The sequence below is a fragment of the Aquabacterium humicola genome (assembly GCF_030167915.1).
GTDB classification, from domain to species: Bacteria; Pseudomonadota; Gammaproteobacteria; order Burkholderiales; family Burkholderiaceae_C; genus Pseudaquabacterium; species Pseudaquabacterium humicola.
Genome location: NZ_JARGNB010000002.1, coordinates 70429 through 91006, shown reverse-complemented (window position 1 = coordinate 91006; position 20578 = coordinate 70429). Strand labels below are relative to the sequence as shown.

The window sequence follows — 20578 nt, the reverse complement described above, 5'->3', positions numbered from 1 at the left end:
AGGCCGAACCAATCTGGGTCGCCGGACTTCACTTCGCGCACCACGCGCTTGATGCACAACGCGCTTGAAGCTTCGATCCGGCACAGTTCCGGCTCACCGTAGATACGCCGGTGTTCTCCACCGGCCGGCGCCGAAACCGCGCATTATAAACTTTCTGTCCTGCTGCTCCAGCCCGGCCGATGGCCGGGCCGCTCCGCCCCCATGTCCGCTCCGTCGCGCTCGAAAACCGTCGCCACCTGGCTCGCGCTGCTCGGCGGCACGCTGGGCGCCCACCGCTTCTACCTGCACGGCAAGGGCGACCTCCTGGCCTGGCTGCATCCGTGGCCGACATTGCTCGGCCTGGGCGGCGTGCTGCGCATGCGCCACCTCGGCCAGGACGACCAGCTCGCCTGGCTGCTGATCCCGGTGCTCGGGCTGATGATCGCGCAGGCGATGCTGGCGGCGATCGTCATCGGGCTGACGCCGGACGAACGCTGGCAGGCCCGCTTCGCGCCCGGCGAACCGCTGCGGCCGACCGGCTGGGCGGCGGTGATCCCGGTGATCGCCGCGCTGATGGTCGGCGGTGCGGTGCTGATGGGCACGATCGCCTTCGGCGGCCAGAAGTTCTTCGAGTGGCAGGCCGCGCAGACCCGCCCCGGCTGAAGCCGCCGGCGGCCCTGCCGATCAGAACAGCGACAGGCTGGCCCAGTAGGCCACCGCGGCGACGAAGGCCGATGCCGGGATCGTGAAGATCCAGGCCCAGACGATGTTGCCCGCCACGCCCCAGCGCACGGCCGACGGGTTGCGCACCGAGCCGACGCCGACGATGGCGCCGGTGATCGTGTGCGTGGTCGACACCGGGACGCCCATCGCGGTGGCGATGAACAGCGTCAGCGCGCCGCCGGTCTCGGCGCAGAAACCGCCCACCGGCTTGAGCTTGGTGATCTTCTGGCCCATGGTCTTGACGATGCGCCAGCCGCCGAACATCGTGCCCGCGCCGATCGCGAGGTAGCAGCTCCAGATCACCCAGGTCGGCGGCAGCTTGTCGCCCGCCACCGCGTAGCTCGGCCCGGCCGCGATGAGCAGCATCCAGATGATGCCGATCGTCTTCTGCGCGTCGTTGCCGCCGTGGCCGAGCGAATAGGCGCCCGCCGAAACCAGCTGCATGCGCCGGAACCAGCGGTCGATGCGCAGCGGCGACGAGCGCCGGAAGACCCAGGCCACCAGCACCATCATCAGCCCCCCGAGCAGGAAGCCCAGCAGCGGCGAAACGAAGATGAAGGCCACCGTCTTGGCGATGCCGGCGCCCACCAGCTTGTTGGCGCCGGCCTTGGCGATCACCGCGCCGACGATGCCACCGATCAGCGCGTGCGAGCTCGACGACGGGATGCCGTAGTACCAGGTGATCAGGTTCCAGGTGATGGCCCCGAGCAGCGCGCCGAACACCACGTGCTGGTCGACCACGCCCGGCTCGACGATGCCCTTGCCGATGGTGGCCGCCACGCTGAGGTGGAAGGCAAAGATCGCGACGACGTTGAAGAACGCGGCGAACAGCACCGCCTGCTGCGGCTTCAGCACGCCGGTGGAGACGACGGTGGCGATCGAGTTGGCGGCGTCGTGGAAGCCGTTCATGAAATCGAACGCGATCGCCAGCACGACGAGCATCGCGACGACCCAGAAGCTGACCTGGATGGCATCCATGCGGAAGGGGTCCGGGCGGAAGCCGCGCGGATCAGGAGTTCTCGAGGACGATGCCCTCGATGATGTTGGCGACGTCCTCGCAGCGATCGGAGATCGATTCCAGGTGCTCGTAGACGGCCTTCAGCTTGATCAGCTCGCGCACGTCGATGTTGTCGCGGAACAGCCGGCTCATCGCCGAGCGCATCACGCGGTCGGCATCCGACTCGAGGCGGTCGATCTCCTCGCAGGTCTTCAGCGCCGCCTCGTGGGCGGTCTGCTGGCTCAGCTTGGGCAGCAGGCTCACGGCGTGCTGCACGCGCTCGCAGCACTTGGCCGAGATGTCCGCCAGGCGCAGCACGTCCTCGCTGACCGTCTGCAGGTCGTACAGCGACATCACTTCGGACGAGTCCTGCAGCAGGTCGAGGATGTCGTCCATCGCGTTGATCAGGCCGTGGATCTGCTCGCGGTCGATCGGCGTGATGAAGGTCTTGTGCAGCAGGCGGTTGACCTCGGCGGTGATGCGGTCGGCCTGCTTCTCGGCGGCGTCGACGTCGGCGGCGTACTTCTGGCGCAGCGACGGGTCGTTGTAGTACTGGACCATCGACGTGAACGCCCGCGCGCCTTCGGCGATGTGCTTGCCGTGCTCGTTGAACATCTCGAAGAAGTTGCCTTCTCGCGGCAGCAGCTTGCCGAACAGCATGGGGAATCTCCAGGGGGGACCGGCTGCGGACGCAGCCGTTGGTCATCGAACCGTCACCGGTTCGTCACGGGCCGGGATTGTAGGCGGGCGTCCGGCCTCGCCCGGGCTCGAGGCCCCCACGTCGCTTCGCTCCTGCCCCCGAGGGGGCGCGAGCCGCCTTGGGGCGGCCCGGCGGCGGCTCAGCCGGCGAGGCGCTCTATCCCTTGGCCCGCGGTCGCCGGCAGCCAGGCCGACAGCGCCCCGAGGCCGGGGGCCTGCAATGCCGGCGCCAGTTCCAGCAGCGGCTGCAATACGAAGGCGCGTTGATGCAGCCGGGGATGCGGCAGCGTCAGCGACGGGGTCCCAACCACCTCGTCGCCATACAGCAACAGGTCCAGGTCGAGCGTGCGCGGCGCGTGGCGGAACGGCCGCTCGCGGCCGAAGTCGGCCTCGATCGCCTGCAGCGCGGCCAGCAGCGCGGCCGGGTCGAGCGTCGGCTGCAGTTCGACGACGGCATTGACGAAGTCCGGGCCGCCGGCGTCGACCGGCGCCGAGCGGTACAGCGACGAGCAGCGCAGCGCACCGAGCGGTCGCAGGCGTTCGCAGGCGGCGCGCACCGTCGCGCGGGCGTCGCCGAGATTGGCACCGATGCCGACGTAGGCCAGCGGCCTCATTCGCCCGCCGGCGGGGCCGGGGCCGCGTCGGCGCCCGTGCCGGCACCCGCGGATACCCCGCCGCCCGACGGCTTGCGGCGGCGCCGGCGGCGCTTGCGCGCGGGCGGGGCGTCGCCCGCCGGCTCGGCGGCCGCCTCATCGCCATCCACCGGGGCCTCGGCGCTCGCTTCGCCTTCGCCGGACGATGCCGGCGCGGCGGCCCGCTTGGGCGCCGACACCCGACGCGGTCCGCCGCGGCTGGCCTCGCGTGCGGCGACCAGCAGCGCCTCGCGCTCGTCATCGGTGCCGAGCGAGAAGTCCTCCCACCATTCGGCGAGCTCGGCCGGCGCCTCGCCGACATCGGCGCGCAGGCGCAGGAAGTCGAAGCCGGCGCGGAAACGCGGCTGCTCGATCAGCGCGAACGCGGTATTCGCCTGCCGGCGCTCGAAGCGCGGCTGCATCATCCAGATCTCGCGCATGTCGGCACCGAGCTTGCCGCGGCCGGAGATGTCGCCGATGCGCGCATCGAAGGCGGCGTCGATCGACTGCTGCAGCGCCGGGATCAGGTGCTCGCCGTCGGCGCGGCGGCGCTTCCAGCCGGCCAGCACCTCGTGCCACAGCAGGCAGGCGAGCAGGAAGCTCGGCGCCACCGCCTTGCCCTCGCCGACGCGGCGGTCGGTGTCCGCCAGCGCCTGACGGATGAAGGCCTGCTCCTGCGGCGTACGCGCGTCGTCGAAGATCACGTCCAGCACCGGGAACACGCCGCGGTGCAGGCCGTGCTCCTTCAGCGCGGCGACGCTGGCCAGCGCATGGCCGGTCTGCAGCAGCTTGACCATCTCGTCGAACATGCGCGAGATCGGCACGTTGGCCAGCAGCGGCGCCAGCGACTTCACCGGCGCGGCGCTGCCGGGCTCCAGTGAAAAGCCCAGCTTCGCGGCAAAACGCACCGCGCGGATGATGCGCACCGGGTCCTCGCGGTAGCGTGTCGCCGGATCGCCGATCAGCCGCAGCGCGCGCTGCTGCACGTCGGCCAGGCCACCGTGGTAGTCGACGACGATCTGCGTCTCGGGGTCGTAGTACATCGCGTTGATCGTGAAGTCGCGGCGTGCGGCATCCTCGATCTGCGGCCCCCAGACGTTGTCGCGCAGCACGCGGCCGGAGGCGTCGACCGCGTGCGACGAGCCGGCGAGCTCGGCCTTGCTGGTGCGCTCGTTGCCCTCGACCTGCGTCGCGTCGGCGGAGTCGAGGTAGGCGCGGAAGGTCGACACCTCGATCACCTCGTGGTCGCGGCCGCGGCCGAAGATCACGTGCACCAGGCGGAAGCGCCGGCCGATGATGAAGGCGCGGCGGAACAGGCCCTTGACCTGCTCGGGCGTCGCGTTGGTCGCGACGTCGAAGTCCTTCGGCCGGCGACCGACCAGCAGGTCGCGCACCGCACCGCCGACGACATAGGCCTCGAAGCCGGCCTCCTTCAGCGCGCGCACCACCTTGACCGCGCGCTCGTCGAGCAGCGAGGGGTCGATGCCGTGCGTGCTGGCCGGCACCTCGACGCGCTGGCCGAGCGGGATCTTCGGCACCGGCGGTGCGGCGGGCGGGTCGACGTCGGGCGCGGACTTGCCGAGCAGCTTGTTGATCAGGCGCTTGATCATGCGAAGAGCCTCAGGATGCGCCAGCCGCGTTCGCGTGCGATCGCTTCGAGCGCGGGGCTGGGATTGGTGGCCACCGGCTCGCTCGCGCGTTCAAGCAGCGGCAGGTCGTTGGTGGAGTCGCTGTAGAAGACGGTGCGCTGGAAGTCGCCCCAGGCGGCGCCCTGTCCGGCCAGCCAGGCGTCGACGCGCGCGATCTTGCCTTCGCGGAACGAGGGCACGCCGTCGATGCGGCCGGTGGCCCGGCCCGACGCGTCGCGCTCCAGGCGCACGGCGATCAGCTCGGGCACGCCGAAGGCATCGGCGATCGGGCGGGTGATGAATTCGTTGGTCGCGGTGACGATGGCCACGCGGTCGCCGGCCTGCTGGTGCGCACGCACCAGCGCCAGCGCCTCGGGCCGCAGCATCGGCTGCACCACCTCGACCATGAAGCGCTGCATCGCGGCGCGCTGTTCGCTTTCAGGCCGCGAGCGCCACGGCGCGGTGGCGAAGTCAATGTAGGACGCGATGTCCAGGCAGCCGGCCTGGTACTGCTTGAAGAATTCGTTGTTGCGGCGGTGGAACTGGTCGGCATCGACCCAGCCGAGCGCGATCAGGAACTCGCAGAAGGCGTGGTCCGAATCGCCGGGGATCAGCGTGCCGTCGAGGTCGAAGAGGGCGAGGCTCATGCTTGTTCGGCGAGCATCTTTTTCAGCAGCGGCACGGTGACCGCACGATGCTCCGAGAGCGCGAATTCGTCGAGCTGGTCGAGCAGCTGCATCAGGTGCTTCAGGTCGCGCTGGAAGCGCGTCAGCAGGTAGTCCATCACGTCGTCCGACAGCAGGATGCCGCGGCGGTCGGCCTCGCGGCGCAGCGCAGCGCGGGTTTCGCCTTCGCCCAGCGCCTGTAGCGCGAAGACATGGCCCCACGCGAGCCGCGTGCGCAGGTCGTCGCGCAGAGGCAGGTCCACCGGCGGCAGGCGGCCGGCCGCGGCCCACTGCACGCCGTGGCTGCCGGCCTCGACGAAGAGGGCGAACGCGGCCTGCTGGTGCATCGCATCGAGCGCCTCGCAGTTGTCGACGATCACCAGCGACCAGGTTTCGTCGAGCGCCCACGGCAGCGGGTCCGCGGCATCGAACCAGCCGATGCGCTCCCCTTCCTGCTGGCGCTCGGCCGCCAGGGCGCGCAGCAGGCGCGTCTTGCCCGTGCCGCTGCCGCCCCACAGGTAGACCGGCGCCGCCGGCATCACCAGCGAGCGCAGGTGCTGCACGGCCTGCGCATTCGGCCCCTGCAGCAGGGAATCGAAGCCGCCCGATTGCGGCGGCACCAGCGCCAGCGGAATCTGCTTCATCCCTGATACAGCCGGCTCGCAAGATAGGTGTCGCGCATGCGCCGCAGGGCGACCGCGGCCACCGCGCTCGCCGGCAGCGCGATCAGCACGCCGACGAAGCCGAACAGCTGGCCGAAGGCCATCAGCGCGAAGATCACCGCCAGCGGCGACAGCCCGATGCGCTCGCCGACGAGGCGCGGCGTGAGCACGAAGCTCTCCAGCAGCTGGCCGATGCCGTACACCGCCGCCACCGCCAGCACGCCGGCCAGGCTGCCGAACTGCAGCAGCGCGGCGAGCAGCGCCAGCAGCATGCCGAGACCGAATCCGACGTACGGGATCGCCACCGCCAGCCCGGTGAAGACGCCCAGCGGCAACGCGAGGTCGAAGCGCGCGATCGCCAGCGCCGCCGAGTAGTACACCGCGAGCACGACCATCACGACCAGCTGGCCGCGCAGGTACTGGCCGAGCATCGTGTCGCATTCATCGAGGAAGCCGAGCGCGCGATCGCGCAGGTGCGGCGGAATGAGCTGCTGCGCCTGCTGCACCAGCCGAGCCCAGTCGAGCAGCAGGTAGAACAGCACCACCGGCACGAGCACGGCATTGCCGATCAGCGACAACATGACGCTGCCGCCCAGCCGGACCGAACTGAGCGCCGCGCCCAGCCAGTCTTCCATGTTCGCGTCGAGCACCTTGGCCAGCCACGTCTTGATGGACGCGACATCCAGGCTCACCTGGATGCCGAACTGCGCGAGCCAGGGCGAGAGCGTCTGATCCAGCCGATCGAGCAGCGGCGGAATCTGCGCCTTCAGCAGCGGCAGTTCCTTCAACAGCACCGGCACCAGCAGCAGCACCAGCAACAGCACGATCAGCAGCGTCAGCACCTCGACGCCGAGCACCGCCAGCACGCGCGGCACGCGGCGCGCGGCGAGTTTCTCGACCAGCGGGTGCAGCACATAAGCCAGCACCGCCCCGATGACGAAGGGCATCAGCACCGGCGCCAGCAGCCACAGCAGCAGTGCGGCGCCGATGGCGAGCGCGAGCCAGGTCAGCGTCTGTCGTTGGGCAGCGGTGAGGTTCATCGTGAGGGGATGGCTGGCGCGTCAGCGGCGGGTTAGCCCCGGCGAGCCCCGGACATGGCGACCGGTCGCATGTCGGCCGGGCACAATTTCGCATTGTAAGAGCCGCCCCGTGCGACCCGCCGAACGCGACCCACGTGATCAATGCAGGTGCGGCCGGCCGGCCGCGCGCAGCGCGCGCACGCGTTCGCGCAGCTCGTCGGCGTCATCGCCGTCGGGGCGCTGCACCAGGTAGGCCTCCAGGTCGGCCAGCGCCTCGTCGGTGCGGCCGAGCTCGGCCCAGGTCAGCCCGCGGTCGCGGCGCTCGTCCACCGCCCCCGGCAGCAGCAGCACCAGGCGCTGCTGCACGGCCAGCAGCCGCGGCCAGTCGGCGCCGCTGCGGTGGATCTCCTTCAGGTTGCGCAGCATGCGCGAGACCACGTCGCGCGGCGCCGCCGCTTGCAGGAACAGGCCCAGCGGCGTCTCGAAGTCGCCGACCAGGCCATGGCGCTTGCGGTACGGCGCCAGGCGTTCGTCCAGCTCTTCGCGCGACAGCGAGCGGCCGCTGAAGGCATCGATCACCACTTCGCCCTGCGGCATGCGCAGCTTGACCAGGAAGTGGCCGGGGAAGGCGACGCCGCGGGCGGTCAGGCCGACCTGCGACGCCAGCTCGGCATACACCAGCGCCAGCGTGATCGGGATGCCGCGGCGCGTCGCCAGCACATCGTTGAGGTAGCTGTTGCGGGGGTCGTAATAGTCGTTGATGTTGCCGGCGAAGCCCAGCTCTTCGAAGAAGAAGTGGTTCAGCGCCCGCAACCGCTGCATCGGCGACGCATCGGCAGCCAGCCGGCGCTTCAGCCGCGCGGCGAGGCCGTCGATCTCGGCCAGCACGGCCTGCGGATCGAGCTGCGGGTACTCGTCCTGGGCGATCGCGATCGCCGCTTCGAGCAGCGCAAAACCGTCGTCCTCGGCGACCAGCGCGGCGAAGTACTCCAGCGCCGTCGGGACCTGCAACAGCAGGTGTTTCATCGCCACGAGTCTAGACGCGCCGGCGCAGCAGTTCGCGCAGATTCGTGCCGCAGAGCAACAGCACGGCGAAGTAGACGCCGATGGCCACGACGATCACCCCCGCCAGCAGCCCGGCCCGTTGCAGCTCGTGCTGGCCGAGTGCCACCCAGTCGACCCGCCAGCCGACCCACGCCAGCCCGGCGCCCATCACCGCGCTGGCCGTCAGCACGCGCAGCGTGAACAGGCCCCAGCCGGGCGCCGGGCGCCACAGTTCGAGCCGCCGCAGGCCGCGCAGCAGCCAGGCGGCGTTGACGGTCGCCGCCAGCCCGATCGACAGCGCCAGCGCCGCGACGCCCAGCCAGGGCACCAGCGCCGCGTTGAAGACCTGCGTCAGCACCATCACCGCGATGCCGATGCGCATCGGCGTCTTCATGTCCTGGCGGGCGTAGAAGCCCGGCGCGGCGATCTTCACACCGACCAACCCGAGCAGGCCGACACCGTAGCCCATCACCGCAAAGGAGGTCAGCCGCACCGACTGTTCGTCGAAGGCGCCGCGGTGGAACAGCGTCGCCACCAGCGGCTCGGCGAACAGCAGCAGCGCGGCGGCACAGGGCAGCGCCAGCAGCACCGTCATGCGCAGGCCCCAGTCGAGCAGGCCGGAGTAGGCGGTCCAGTCCTGCTTCGCCTGCGCCGACGACAGCTGCGGCGTCAGCACCACGCCGAGCGCGACGCCCAGCAGCGCCGTCGGCAGCTCCATCAGCCGGTCGGCGTAGACCAGCGTCGACACCGCGCCCGCGCCCAGCCACGATGCGATCTGCGAATTGATCATCAGCGACAGCTGCGCCACCGAGACGCCGATCACCGCCGGCCCCATCTTGCCGAGGATCTGGCCGACGCCGGGTTGGCGCCAGGCGGCCCGGAGCGGCGACCAGCCCAGGCCGATGCGCGGCAGCGCCGCGATGCGCGCCAGCGCCGGCACCTGGAACCCCAGCTGCAGCACGCCGCCCAGCATCACGCCGGCCGCCAGCGCGTAGACCGGCTCGATGCCGTGGCGCCGGAACACCGGCACCAGCCCCCAGGCGGCACCGATCATCGACAGGTTCAGCAGCACCGGCGTGAAGGCCGGCACCGCGAAGCGGCGCCAGGTGTTCAGCACGCCCGAGGCGAGCGCCACCAGCGACATGCAGCCGATGTACGGGAACATCCAGCGTGTCATCAGCACCGCGGCGTCGGTGGTGGCGGGATCGAAGCCCGACGCCAGCAGCCAGACCAGCACCGGCGCGGCGACGACGCCGAGCGCGCAGATCACCAGCAGCGCCCAGGCCATCACGGTGGCCACGGCGTCGATCAGCGCCTTGGTGGTCTCGTCGCCGTGCTCGGCACGGGTGGCGGCCAGCAGCGGCACGAAGGCCTGCGAGAACGCGCCCTCGGCGAACAGCCGGCGCAGCAGGTTCGGAATGCGGAAGGCGATCCAGAACGCGTCCATCGTGGCCGACGTGCCGAACAGCGCCGCGTTGACCGCGTCGCGCACCAATCCGGTGATGCGCGACAACATCGTGAACGCGGAAATCGAGAAGGCGGCCTTGAAGAGATTCATTGGGGTGAGGACACCGGCATGGACGCCGAGGGCCGCAATGCTATACTCGCGGTCTTTGCTCATCCGGGCCAGAACACACCATGGCAACCTCCTCCAAAGCCAAGAAGAAGACCGTCCGCCTCGCTTCGGGCCGCAAGCGCGCCCGCCAGGACGTCAAGCTGAACGCGCAGAACACCTCGCTGCGTTCGCACTTCCGCACCGTCATCAAGAACGTCCAGAAGGCGATCGACAAGGCCGTCACCGGTGGTGACAAGGCCGCGCCGGCCGCCCTCTTCAAGATCGCCCAGCCGGTGATCGACTCCGTCGCCGACAAGGGCATCTTCCACAAGAACAAGGCCGCTCGTCACAAGAGCCGCCTGGCCGCCAAGATCAAGGCGCTGTCCGCAGCCGCCTGATCCAAGTTTCCGGATGAGCAGACAAGGCCCGCCTCGGCGGGCCTTTGTCATTCTCGGGCCCGCCGCTGCGGGCCTTTGTCATTTGCGCGGGTCCTTCTGCGCAGGCTTCGCCGTGCCGGCGGGCAGCAGGCAGGCCTCGACCACCTGCAGCTCGTTGTCGCGGGCGAAGTTCATCACGAAGTCCCAGGCCATCGGCTCGATGTCGCGCAGCGCCTCGTTGACGATCACGCACTTGACGTTGTCGATGACCCGCGGCACGCAGTACGGCGAGTAGCCGATGTGGGCGCCGGGTCCTTGCCGCGCACCGCCGGGCCGGAAGCTCGACAGCGCACCGGCCAGCCGCTCCGCCCAGTCGCTGGGGCGAAAGGTCCGCCCGCTGCGGGTGATGCCCTGGATGAAGAGCTCGCGCTTGGGGGAAGCGGACATGCGAAGCGGTACGGCGTACAGGGGGCCCGGAGCGGGCAAAACGCGTATTGTGCCGTGGAAGTGCTGCGCCGCAGCATGCCCAAGTCCGGCCGAACGCCGCATCGTTCACGCCGCCCGCCCCCGTCACACCCCGCTGTTTAGAATCGACTCCCCAGCAGGCCGGCGCATCGCCCTCAGAGTGGAGATCGCCGGCCTTGTCGTTCCAACCCAGCCGCCGACGGAGCCCGCGCCGATGACCTCTCACGTGATGAACACCTATGGCCGGCTGCCGTTCGCGCTGTCGCACGGCCGGGGCTGTCGCGTCTGGGATACCGACGGCCGCGAGTACCTCGACGGGCTGGCCGGCATTGCCGTCAATACGCTGGGCCATGCCCACCCGAAGCTGGTGCCGGCGCTGCAGGACCAGATCGAGAAGCTGATCCACTGCTCGAACTACTACCAGGCGCCGTTGCAGGAAGCGCTGGCCGCGAAGCTGTGCGAGCTGTCGGGGCTGTCCGCCGCCTTCTTCTGCAACAGCGGCCTCGAGGCCAACGAAGGCGCGCTGAAGATCGCGCGCAAGTTCGGCCATGACAAGGGCATCGAGCGGCCCGAGATCATCGTCTACGACAAGGCTTTCCACGGCCGCTCGATCGCCACGCTGTCGGCCACCGGCAACCCGAAGGTGCAGAAGGGCTTCGAACCGCTGGTCGAAGGCTTCGTGCGCCTGCCGCTGAACGACATCGACAAGGTGCGCGAGGTCGCCCGCACCAACAAGAACGTGGTCGCCGTGTTCCTCGAGACCATCCAGGGCGAAGGCGGCATCAACCCGACGCGCTGGGAGACGCTGCGCGAGCTGCGCGCGGTCTGTGACGAGAACGACTGGCTGCTGATGCTCGACGAAGTGCAGTGCGGCATCGGCCGCACCGGCAAGTGGTTCGCGCACCAGTGGGCCGGCATCCAGCCCGACGTGATGCCGCTGGCGAAGGGCCTGGGCTCCGGCGTGCCGATCGGCGCCATCGTCGCCGGCCCACGCGCCAAGGACGTGCTGGGCCCGGGCAACCACGGCACCACCTTCGGCGGCAACCCGCTGGCGATGCGCGCGGGCATCGAGACGCTGCGCATCATGGAAGAAGACCGGCTGCTGGAGAACGCGCAAGTTGTCGGCGAGCGCCTGAAGCACGGCCTGCTCGAAGGCCTGCGCGACGTGCCGGGCTTCGTCGAGATCCGCGGCCAGGGCCTGATGCTCGGCGTGCAGCTCGACCGGCCGTGCAACGAACTGCTGGCGCGCGCGGCGAAGGAAGCGGGCCTGCTGATCAGCGTCACCGCCGACAGCGTGATCCGCCTGCTGCCGGCGCTGATCCTCTCGGCCGCCGAGGCCGACGAGCTCGTGCAGCGCCTGGTGCCGCTGGTGCGCGATTTCCTCGGCGAGCCGGGCGGCGTCGGCCAGCCGGTCTGACCGTCGTTCCGCGATGAAGCCGGGTCACAGCCTGATGAAGCACTACCTGCAGTTCAAGGACTTCCGCGCCGAGGAGTACGCCTACCTGTTCGAGCGCAGCGCGATCATCAAGAAGCGTTTCAAGAACTACGAGCGCTACACGCCGCTGGTCGACCGCACGCTGGCGATGATCTTCGAGAAGGCCAGCACGCGCACCCGCGTCAGCTTCGAGGCCGGCATGTACCAGATGGGCGGCTCGGTGGTGCACCTGACCACCGGCGACAGCCAGCTCGGCCGCTCCGAGCCGATCGAGGACTCCGCGCGCGTCATCAGCCGCATGGTCGACGTGGTGATGTTCCGCACCTTCGAACAGACCAAGATCGAGCGCTTCGCGGCCCATTCCCGCGTGCCGGTGATCAACGGGCTGACCAACGAGTTCCATCCCTGCCAGATCCTCGCCGACCTGTTCACCTTCATCGAGCACCGCGGCGCGCGCGACGGCCAGGATGCGCTCGAATGCCTGCGCGGCAAGACGGTCGCCTGGGTCGGCGACGGCAACAACATGGCCAACACCTGGCTGCAGGCCGCCGACATCCTCGGCTTCACGCTGCACGTCAGCACGCCCAGCGGCTTCGAGGTCGATCCGGCGGTGGCCGGCGTGTCGAACCCCGCGTGCCAGAAGGTCTTCAAGAGCCCGTTCGCCGCCTGCGAAGGCGTCGACCTGGTGACCACCGACGTCTGGACCAGCATGGGCTACGAGGCCGAGAACGAGAAGCGCATCAAGGCCTTCGCCGACTGGTGCGTCGACGCGCAGATGATGTCGCTGGCACGCAAGGATGCGCTGTTCATGCACTGCCTGCCCGCGCACCGCGGCGAGGAAGTCAGCGCCGAGGTCATCGACGGGCCGCAATCCGTGGTCTGGGACGAGGCCGAGAACCGCATGCATGTGCAGAAGGCGCTGATGGAGTACCTTCTGCTGGGCCGGATCGGCTGAGTTGTCGTCCCCGCGGCCAGCGGGGCGTCAGCCTGCCCGGCGATGATGCCGCCATGAAGACCGCGCTGCTGTCCGACCTGCATGCCAACCGCGAAGCCGTGGAGACGGTGCTCGAGCATGCGCGCGGCCAGGGCGCCGAGGCCTACGTCCTGCTGGGCGACTTCGTCGGCTACGGGGCCGATCCGGGCTGGGTGGTCGACGAAGTGCGCGCACTGGTTCGCGCCGGCGCGCTCGCGGTCCAGGGCAACCACGACCGCGCGGTGGTGATGGGCGCGACGCCGTCGATGCGGCCCGAGCCGCGCCAGGTCATCGAGTGGACGCGCGCGCAGCTCGATGCGGCGCAGATCGACTTCCTCGGCTCGCTGCCGATGACGCAGCAGCAGGGCGACCGGCTCTACGTGCATGCCAACGCCTGGGCGCCCTCGGGCTGGGACTACATCGTCGGCCGCAGCGAGGCGATGCGCAGCCTGCAGGCCACCGCCTGCCGCTACACCTTCTGCGGCCACATGCACGAGCCCAAGCTCTACCACCTGTCGGGCACCGGCAAGTGTGGCGACTTCGTGCCGACGCCGGGCATCGCGATTCCCGTGCCGCCGCACCGGCAGTGGCTGATGATCCCCGGCTCGGCCGGCCAGCCGCGCGACGGCAACCCCGCTGCCTGCTACGCGATGTTCGACGACGACGCGCACAGCATCACCTACCACCGCGTGCCCTACGACCACGAGACGGCCGGCGCGAAGATCCGCGCCGCCGCGCTGCCGCAGCGCCTGGCCAGCCGCCTCGAAGATGGCGAGTAACACCGACACCGCGAACACCGGCGCCGGCAGCGCGCGGAACGAACCGGCAACGATGGGCTTCGCCGCACGGCGCAGCGGCCTGCCGGCGCCGATGCAGCTCGAGCCCGGCCAGGTGATCGACCGCTTCCGTCTCGAGGAGAAGCTGCACACCGGCGGCATGGCGCACCTGTGGCGCGTCAGCGAGGTCAACCATGCCGGCGACTCGCGGCTGCCGCTGATCATGAAGGTGCCGCGCATCAAGGGCGGCGAGGACCCGGCGACGATCGTCGGCTTCGAGGTCGAGCAGATGATCATGCCGATGCTCTCGGGCCCGCACGTGCCGAAGTTCATCGCCAAGGGCGACTTCACCCGCCAGCCCTACATCGTGATGGAGCGCATCGAGGGCCCGTCGTTGAAGCCCCGGCTCGACGCCGCGCCGCTGCCGCTGGACGAGGTGATCGAGATCGGCTCGCGCGTCGCGACCGCGGTGCACGAGCTGCACCGCCAGCACCTCGTGCACCTGGACATCAAGCCCAGCAACATCCTCTTCCGCCCCGACGGCACCGCGGTGCTGGTCGACTTCGGCCTGTCGCGCCACGACCACCTGCCCGACCTGCTCGACGAGGAGTTCATGCTGCCGATGGGCACCGGGCCCTACATGTCGCCCGAGCAGATCCAGTTCGTGCGCAACGACCCGCGCAGCGACCTGTTCGCGCTCGGCGTGATGCTGTACCACCTGACGACGGGCGAGCGGCCCTTCGGTTCGCCCGACAGCGTGCGCGGCCTGCGCCATCGCCTGTGGCGCGACCCGACGCCGCCGCGCGCCCACCGCGCCGACTGCCCGCCGTGGCTGCAGGAGCTGATCCTGCGCTGCCTGGAGGTCAAGCCCGAGCGCCGCTACCAGAGCGCCGCGCAGCTGGCGCTCGACCTGCAGAGCCCCGCGCAGGTGGTGCTGACCCGGCGCGCCGAGCGGCTGCAGCGCAGCGGCGCGTGGAAGACCTTCCGGCGCTGGTTCACCGCCCTCGGCGCGGAGCCGGGCGAGCCGCAGGCCAGCGCCACCGGGCAGCTGTCGAAGAGCCCGATCATCGCGGCGGCGGTCGACGTCGACGGCGCCAGCGACGAGCTGCTCGAACGCCTGCGCGAGACCGTGCGGCGCCTGGTGCAGACCGAGCCCGGCGCGCGCCTGGCCTGCATCAGCGTGATGAAGACCGCGCGCATCGGCATGGACGAGCTGGTCGACGGCGAAGGCCGCAGCGTGCACGTCAAGCAACTGGTCGGACTGAAGCACTGGGCCCGGCCGCTGGCGAAGCTGCTCGAAGGCGACGACGCGCGGCTGACCTTCCACGTGCTCGAGGCGCCCGACGCCGCGGCCGCGATCGTCGAGTTCGCGCGCCGCAACCAGGTCGACCACATCGTGATGGGCGCACGCGGCGCGTCGGGCCTGCGGCGCTACCTCGGCAGCGTGTCGTCGCAGGTGGTGGCGGAGTCGGATTGCACGGTGACGGTGGTGCGGGCGGCTGGCGGCGCCGCAGAGTCCTGATCACGGGGTACGCCTGAAAGTGGTATTTGACGATTACTCTTTACAGGAGTAATCTGCAAATACCCGTCTCGCTGGCAGGCGGTGGGCTCCGCCGATGAAACAGCTGATCTCCGTGCCGGCGCAGGCCGGCGCGCTGTTGCAGGCCGCGCGCAAGGCCGCCCGCCTGTCGCAGACCACGCTCGCGCAGCGCCTGGGCCTGAGCCAGAGTCGCGTGTCGGCGATGGAGCTCGACCCGGGCTCGATCAGCCTCGAGCAGCTGCTGGCGCTGTGCGCGGCGCTGCAGTTGGAGCTGGTGATGCAGACCCGGCCCGCACCGGGTGCCGACATCGCCGCCGCCGAACCCTCACCGCCCGAGTGGTAGCCCGGCATGGGTCGCCCTTCGCATTCGCGGACACTGTCGGTGTGGACCAATGGCGAACGCGTCGGCCTGTGGACGCTACCTTCGCGCGGCGAGGCCACCTTTCGCTACGACGAGACGTGGCTCGCGCTGCCGGCAGGCCGGCCGCTGTCGCTGTCGCTGCCCTACACCGGTCGCACGCTCGCCGGCGAGCGTGTGCTGCACTACTTCGACAACCTGCTGCCCGACAGCGAAGCGATCCGCCGGCGCCTGGCGACGCGCTTCGGCACCGGCAGCACCGACGCCTTCGACCTGCTCGCGGCGATCGGCCGCGACTGCGTCGGCGCGGTGCAGCTGCTCGGTGTCGACGAGACGCCGACGGACGTGCAGCGCCTCACCGCCACGGTGCTGACCGAGCAGGAGATCGAGCAGCTGCTGCTGCGGACCACCGGCAGCGGGCCGCTCGCCGGCTTGCACGATCAGGACGAGCTGCGTATCTCGCTGGCCGGCGCGCAGGAGAAGACCGCGCTGCTGTGGCATGACGGCGCCTGGTGGCGCCCGCACGGCGCGACGCCGACCACGCACATTCTGAAGCTGCCGCTCGGCCTCGTCGGTCACCGCCGCGCCGACTTCAGCAGCTCGGTCGAGAACGAATGGCTGTGCATGAACCTGCTCGCCGAGTTCGGCCTGCCCGTCGCAACCACCGCGCTGCTGCGCTTCGGCGAGCAGAAGGTGCTGGGCGTGCAGCGCTTCGACCGCCAGCTGCACTCGTCCGGCCGCTGGTGGCTGCGGCTGCCACAGGAGGACTTCTGCCAGGCGCTGGGCCGGCCCGCGCACCTGAAGTACGAGGCCGACGGCGGCCCCGGCCTCGCCGAACTGGCCGGCGTGCTGCGCGGCTCGGTGAACGCGCGCGCCGATCTCGACACTCTGCTTGCCGCGCAGCTGCTGTTCTGGCTGCTCGCCGCGCCCGACGGCCATGCGAAGAACTTCAGCCTGCGCCTGCTGCCGGAAGGGCGCTACGCGCTGACGCCGATTTACGACGTGATGTCGATCTGGCCGGTGATCGGCGACGGCGCGAACCAGCTCAGCCGCCACCGCGCGAAGCTGGCGATGGCGCTGCTCGGCCAGCACAAGCATTACGGCCTGCGCGACATCCAGCGACGGCACTTCAATGCGACAGCGGCGCGCTGCTTCCTGCGCGACGATGCCGAGGACCTGATCGAGCGGGTGCTCGCGCGCGTGCCGGGCGCGATCGATGCGGTTGGCGCGCGGCTGCCGGCCGGCTTTCCCGAGAAGGTCGCGCAGTCGATCTTCGACGGCCTGCGCTGGTCGGCTGCGCAGCTCGCGCGCATGTCGGCGAATTGAGCGGCCTCACCGCAACTCCTTCCGCACCACCAGCTTCAGCCCCGACCACGTCGCATCCACCGCACACACCTTCACGTCGACCCAGCCCAGCGGCAGCGCGTCGGCGCGGATCGCATCCTCGGTGATGTCGGTCGGCCGCTTCGAGGCCTTCTTCGGCCACGAGATCCACAGCACGGCGTCAGGCTTCAAGGTCTTGCGCAACGCGGCCAGCTGCTTCGCCAGCAGCGCGCGCTGCTCGACGAACAGGTGCACGAGATCGACCCCGACACCGGGCTTCGCGACGACCGTGATCGGCTGCGGCACGCCGTCGATCAGCGCGTCATAGTCCGCGGGCCCGCCGATGACGCACACGCGCTGCCCGGCCGCGTAGCCCAGCTTCTTCCACAATGGCGTGCCCGAGTAGCCCGCCGTTCCTGCCGTTGTTCCGCTCGTAGTCATGACGCTGCCCTCCTTCATCGACAACCCCTGCACCCGCTGCGGCGCCTGCTGCGCGAGCTTCCGCGTCGATTTTGCAAGCGAGGAGTTGCAGAGCGCCGGCGGCTGCGTGCCCGACGGCCTGGCCGTACCGCTGCTGCCCGGGCTGCACCGCATGCGCGGCACCGACCATGCACGGCCGCGCTGCGCCGCGCTGGTCGGCAAGGTGGGCGAGCAGGCCTCCTGCGGCATCTACGAATGGCGGCCGAATCCTTGCCGCGAATTCGGCCTGCGGGCCCCGCAGGGCATCGGCGACGACGCCTGCGCACGCGCGCGGCGCATGCACGGCCTGCCGCCGCTGCCGGTCTGATCCCGGTCTGATCCCGGTCTGGAAGTCGACCAAAATACTTTAGTTGTCAATCTTTCAGCCGACGCCTATCATCGCGCCGATGAAGCGTCTGTGGGACATCTCGCCGCCGGTCGACGCGGGTTCGCCGGTCTTCCCGGGCGACACGCCGTACGAGCAGGCGTGGAGCGCCTCGATCGGCCCTGGGTGCCCGGTCAACGTCGGCAAGCTGACCTTGTCGCCGCACGTCGGCGCGCACGCGGATGCCCCGTTGCACTACGACCCGGCGGGCGTCGCGATCGGGCTGGTCGACCTGTCGCCCTACCTCGGCATCTGCCGCGTGATCCATGCCATCGACTGCGGCCCGCTGATCGAGCCGCGCCATGTCGCCCATGCGCTGGGCGAGGGCCTGCCGCCGCGCGTGCTGGTGCGCACCTACGCGCGCGCACCGGCCTGCTGGGACCCGTCGCTCGCCGCCTACTCGCCCGAGCTGGTCGAGCGCCTCGCCGATGCCGGCGTGCGGCTGATCGGCATCGACACCGCGAGCATCGATCCGGCCGACAGCAAGTCGCTCGACAGCCACCAGGTCATCCGCCGCCGCGACCTGCGGGTGCTCGAGAACCTGGTGCTCGACGACATCGCCGAGGGCGACTACGAGCTGATCGCCCTGCCCTTGAAACTGGTCACCGCCGACGCCTCGCCGGTGCGGGCCGTCCTGCGGGAACTTTGACGATGACAAGCTTCACGACGCGACAGCAGGCGCTGCAGCGCGACGCCGACGATGCGCTGGCGCCGCTGCGCGCGCAGTTCGCGCTGCCCGACGGGCTGATCTACCTCGACGGCAATTCACTCGGCGTGCTGCCGCGCACCACCGCGGCGCGGCTTTCGCAGGTGGTCACCGACGAGTGGGGCACCGGCCTGATCGGCAGCTGGAATACCGCCGGCTGGATGCAGCTGCCGCAGCGCATCGGCGACAAGATCGGCGCGCTGGTCGGCGCGAAGCCGGGCGAGGTGGTCGCCGCCGACTCGACCTCGGTGAACCTGTTCAAGGTGCTCAGCGCAGCGCTGAAGATTGCCCGCGACGGGCAGCCCGATGGCAGCGCCCGCACGGTGATCGTCAGCGAGCGCAGCAACTTTCCGACCGACCTGTACATCGCCGAGACGTTGGCGCGCGAGCACGGCTGCACGCTGCGGCTGGTGGCCTCGCCCGAGCAGATCCCGGCCGCGCTCGACGGTTCGACCGCGCTGCTGATGCTGACGCACGTGAACTACCGCACCGGGCGCATGCACGACATGGCCGCGCTGTCGGCCGCCGCGCACGCGGCCGGCGCACTCGCCGTGTGGGACCTCGCGCACTCGGCCGGCGCGGTGCCGGTGGACCTGCATGCCGACGGCGCCGACTTCGCGGTCGGCTGCGGCTACAAGTACCTCAACGGCGGTCCCGGCGCGCCGGCCTTCTGCTGGGTGCATCCGCGGCACGTCGACCGCTTCGTGCAGCCGCTGTCGGGCTGGATCGGCCATGCCTCGCCCTTCGAGTTCACGCCCGGCTACGCGCCGGCCGCCGGCATATCGCGTTATCTGTGCGGCACCCCGGCGGTGTTGTCGCTGGCCGCGCTGGAGTGCGGCGTCGACACCTTCGACGCCGCGGCGCCCTTCGGCGGCATGGCGGCGATCCGTAGCAAGTCGCTCGCGTTGACGCGCCTGTTCATCGAGCTGGTCGACGCGCGCTGCGCCGGCCACGGGCTGGAGATGATCTCGCCGCGAGACGACGCCCGGCGCGGCAGCCAGGTCTGCCTGGGTCGCCAGCTCGGCGACGGCGGCTATGCGATCGTGCAGGCGCTCATCCAGCGTGGCGTCGTCGGCGACTTCCGCGCCGGCGATGCGAAGGACGGCCTGCCCGACATCCTGCGCTTCGGCGTCACGCCGCTGTACACCCGCTTCGTCGACGTCTGGGACGCGGTCGAGCACCTCGTGCAGGTGCTGGACAGCGGCGAGTGGCGCGAGGAGCGTTTCCATCGCCGGGGAGCGGTGACATGAGCGACAACACGCACGGCTGCCCGATGGGCTACGGTGCCGCGCCGGCCCCGGCAACGCCGCCCGCATCGACGGCCGCCAGCGAACACGCGCACGGCGCGCAGCTCGACTTCGCCCACGACATGAGCTACGGGGACTACCTCGGGCTCGACACGCTGCTCGCCTCGCAGCATCCGCGCTCGCCGCACCACGACGAGATGCTGTTCATCGTGCAGCACCAGACCAGCGAGCTGTGGATGAAGCTGATGCTGCACGAGCTGCGCGCGGCGATCGCCGCGATCGCCGGCGACCAGCTCGGTTCGGCCTTCAAGATGCTCGCGCGCGTCTCGCGCATCATGGAGCAGCTGGTGCATGCCTGGGACGTGCTGGCGACGATGACGCCGCCCGAGTACAGCGCGATCCGGCCCTTCCTCGCGCGCTCGTCCGGCTTCCAGAGCTACCAGTACCGCTGCATCGAGTTCCTGCTGGGCAACAAGCAGGCCGAGCTGCTGCAGCCGCACGCGCACCGGCCCGAGCTGCTCGCGCAGGTGGAGGCCGCGTACCGCGCACCCTCGCTCTACGACGAATCGCTGCGCCTGCTCGCGCGGCGCGGCCTGGCCGTGCCGGCCGACCATGTCGAGCGCGACTGGACCCAGCCCTACGCCGCGAGCCCCGCCGTCGAGGCCGCGTGGCTCGAGGCCTACCGTGCGCCGCAGCAGCACTGGGACCTCTACCAGCTCGGCGAGGAGCTCACCGACCTGGAGGACGCGTTCCGCCTGTGGCGCTTCCGCCACCTGACGACGGTGCAGCGCATCATCGGCGACAAGCGCGGCACCGGCGGCACCAACGGCGTCGGCTACCTGCGGCAGATGCTCGACGTCGTGCTGTTCCCCGAGATCTGGACGCTGCGCACCGCACTTTGACGCTGGCCGCCGCGCCGCGGCGGTGTGAC

23 protein-coding genes are annotated in these 20578 nt (G+C 70.4%); 12 read left to right on the top strand and 11 right to left on the bottom strand.

The genetic code is table 11. The features are described 5' to 3' along the window. The first annotated feature begins 201 nt into the window (after window positions 1–201). A complete protein-coding gene (locus tag P1K89_RS10685; protein WP_284616435.1) occupies window positions 202–642 on the top strand; it encodes an NINE protein in 441 nt (146 codons plus the stop codon). A gap of 21 nt (window positions 643–663) precedes the next feature. Here the strand turns inward: P1K89_RS10685 and P1K89_RS10680 are convergent, their stop codons facing one another. The 9 genes from P1K89_RS10680 to murJ form a co-directional block, all read right to left on the bottom strand. Beyond that, window positions 664–1680 carry an inorganic phosphate transporter gene (locus tag P1K89_RS10680; RefSeq protein ID WP_284616434.1) on the bottom strand — a complete coding sequence of 339 codons (1017 nt, stop codon included), beginning with the start codon at window positions 1678–1680 and terminating at the stop codon, window positions 664–666. Between the two features lie 31 nt (window positions 1681–1711). Then, on the bottom strand, window positions 1712–2359 hold the full coding sequence (locus P1K89_RS10675) for a DUF47 domain-containing protein (RefSeq protein WP_284616433.1): 648 nt from the start codon (window positions 2357–2359) through the stop codon (window positions 1712–1714). Window positions 2360–2538: 179 nt separating this feature from the next. Further along, a complete protein-coding gene (gene folK / locus P1K89_RS10670) occupies window positions 2539–3012 on the bottom strand; it encodes a 2-amino-4-hydroxy-6-hydroxymethyldihydropteridine diphosphokinase (RefSeq protein WP_284616432.1) in 474 nt (157 codons plus the stop codon). Next, a complete protein-coding gene (gene pcnB, locus P1K89_RS10665) occupies window positions 3009–4640 on the bottom strand; it encodes a polynucleotide adenylyltransferase PcnB (RefSeq protein WP_284616431.1) in 1632 nt (543 codons plus the stop codon). Before pcnB ends, folK begins: the two co-directional genes overlap by 4 nt. Next, on the bottom strand, window positions 4637–5305 hold the full coding sequence (locus P1K89_RS10660) for a histidinol-phosphatase (RefSeq protein WP_284616430.1): 669 nt from the start codon (window positions 5303–5305) through the stop codon (window positions 4637–4639). The genes pcnB and P1K89_RS10660 overlap by 4 nt, the downstream gene beginning before the upstream one ends. Next, window positions 5302–5967 (bottom strand): DnaA regulatory inactivator Hda, encoded by a 666-nt coding sequence (hda, locus tag P1K89_RS10655; protein WP_284616429.1) that lies wholly within the window; start codon window positions 5965–5967, stop codon window positions 5302–5304. Before hda ends, P1K89_RS10660 begins: the two co-directional genes overlap by 4 nt. Further along, on the bottom strand, window positions 5964–7025 hold the full coding sequence (locus P1K89_RS10650) for an AI-2E family transporter (RefSeq protein WP_284616428.1): 1062 nt from the start codon (window positions 7023–7025) through the stop codon (window positions 5964–5966). Before P1K89_RS10650 ends, hda begins: the two co-directional genes overlap by 4 nt. A 138-nt stretch (window positions 7026–7163) precedes the next feature. Continuing rightward, window positions 7164–8030, bottom strand: a complete 867-nt coding sequence (locus P1K89_RS10645; protein WP_284616427.1) for a SirB1 family protein — start codon at window positions 8028–8030, stop codon at window positions 7164–7166. Window positions 8031–8040: 10 nt separating this feature from the next. After that, the gene (gene murJ, locus P1K89_RS10640; protein WP_284616426.1) at window positions 8041–9606 is read right to left on the bottom strand and encodes a murein biosynthesis integral membrane protein MurJ; all 1566 of its coding nucleotides are present in this window, start codon (window positions 9604–9606) and stop codon (window positions 8041–8043) included. Window positions 9607–9686: 80 nt separating this feature from the next. On the opposite strand from murJ, the gene rpsT reads away from it, so the two are divergent. Next, window positions 9687–10001 carry a 30S ribosomal protein S20 gene (gene rpsT, locus P1K89_RS10635; protein WP_284616425.1) on the top strand — a complete coding sequence of 105 codons (315 nt, stop codon included), beginning with the start codon at window positions 9687–9689 and terminating at the stop codon, window positions 9999–10001. 78 nt (window positions 10002–10079) lie between these two features. Here rpsT and P1K89_RS10630 read toward each other — a convergent pair whose 3' ends face one another. Continuing rightward, window positions 10080–10427, bottom strand: a complete 348-nt coding sequence (locus P1K89_RS10630) for a DUF3579 domain-containing protein (RefSeq protein WP_284616424.1) — start codon at window positions 10425–10427, stop codon at window positions 10080–10082. Window positions 10428–10659: 232 nt separating this feature from the next. On the opposite strand from P1K89_RS10630, the gene P1K89_RS10625 reads away from it, so the two are divergent. The 6 genes from P1K89_RS10625 to P1K89_RS10600 all read left to right on the top strand — a co-directional run bounded on the left by P1K89_RS10625 (window position 10660) and on the right by P1K89_RS10600 (window position 16853). Beyond that, window positions 10660–11862, top strand: coding sequence for an aspartate aminotransferase family protein (locus tag P1K89_RS10625; protein WP_284616423.1), 1203 nt, complete (start codon window positions 10660–10662; stop codon window positions 11860–11862). Between the two features lie 13 nt (window positions 11863–11875). Next, on the top strand, window positions 11876–12835 hold the full coding sequence (gene argF, locus P1K89_RS10620; protein ID WP_284616422.1) for an ornithine carbamoyltransferase: 960 nt from the start codon (window positions 11876–11878) through the stop codon (window positions 12833–12835). Window positions 12836–12888: 53 nt separating this feature from the next. Further along, window positions 12889–13632, top strand: coding sequence for a metallophosphoesterase family protein (locus P1K89_RS10615; RefSeq protein WP_284616421.1), 744 nt, complete (start codon window positions 12889–12891; stop codon window positions 13630–13632). Next, a complete protein-coding gene (locus tag P1K89_RS10610; protein WP_350080912.1) occupies window positions 13622–15151 on the top strand; it encodes a serine/threonine protein kinase in 1530 nt (509 codons plus the stop codon). Before P1K89_RS10615 ends, P1K89_RS10610 begins: the two co-directional genes overlap by 11 nt. Window positions 15152–15245: 94 nt before the next feature. Continuing rightward, a complete protein-coding gene (locus P1K89_RS10605; protein WP_284616420.1) occupies window positions 15246–15512 on the top strand; it encodes a helix-turn-helix domain-containing protein in 267 nt (88 codons plus the stop codon). A gap of 6 nt (window positions 15513–15518) precedes the next feature. After that, window positions 15519–16853, top strand: coding sequence for a type II toxin-antitoxin system HipA family toxin (locus tag P1K89_RS10600; protein ID WP_284616419.1), 1335 nt, complete (start codon window positions 15519–15521; stop codon window positions 16851–16853). 6 nt (window positions 16854–16859) lie between these two features. On the opposite strand, the gene P1K89_RS10595 is transcribed toward P1K89_RS10600, so the two are convergent. Then, a complete protein-coding gene (locus tag P1K89_RS10595) occupies window positions 16860–17309 on the bottom strand; it encodes a DUF3052 domain-containing protein (protein ID WP_284616418.1) in 450 nt (149 codons plus the stop codon). Here P1K89_RS10595 and P1K89_RS10590 point away from each other — a divergent pair. From P1K89_RS10590 to kynA, 4 genes are all read left to right on the top strand, one after another. Continuing rightward, window positions 17290–17637: a YkgJ family cysteine cluster protein gene (locus P1K89_RS10590; RefSeq protein ID WP_284616417.1), complete on the top strand. Its 348-nt coding sequence runs from the start codon at window positions 17290–17292 to the stop codon at window positions 17635–17637. The genes P1K89_RS10595 and P1K89_RS10590 overlap by 20 nt on opposite strands. A gap of 79 nt (window positions 17638–17716) precedes the next feature. Continuing rightward, window positions 17717–18343, top strand: coding sequence for an arylformamidase (gene kynB / locus P1K89_RS10585; RefSeq protein ID WP_284616416.1), 627 nt, complete (start codon window positions 17717–17719; stop codon window positions 18341–18343). 2 nt (window positions 18344–18345) lie between these two features. After that, complete coding sequence (gene kynU / locus P1K89_RS10580) at window positions 18346–19650, top strand: kynureninase (protein ID WP_284616415.1); 1305 nt, start codon at window positions 18346–18348, stop codon at window positions 19648–19650. A 23-nt stretch (window positions 19651–19673) separates the two neighbouring features. Further along, on the top strand, window positions 19674–20549 hold the full coding sequence (gene kynA / locus P1K89_RS10575) for a tryptophan 2,3-dioxygenase (RefSeq protein ID WP_439897987.1): 876 nt from the start codon (window positions 19674–19676) through the stop codon (window positions 20547–20549). Window positions 20550–20578: the final 29 nt, after the last annotated feature.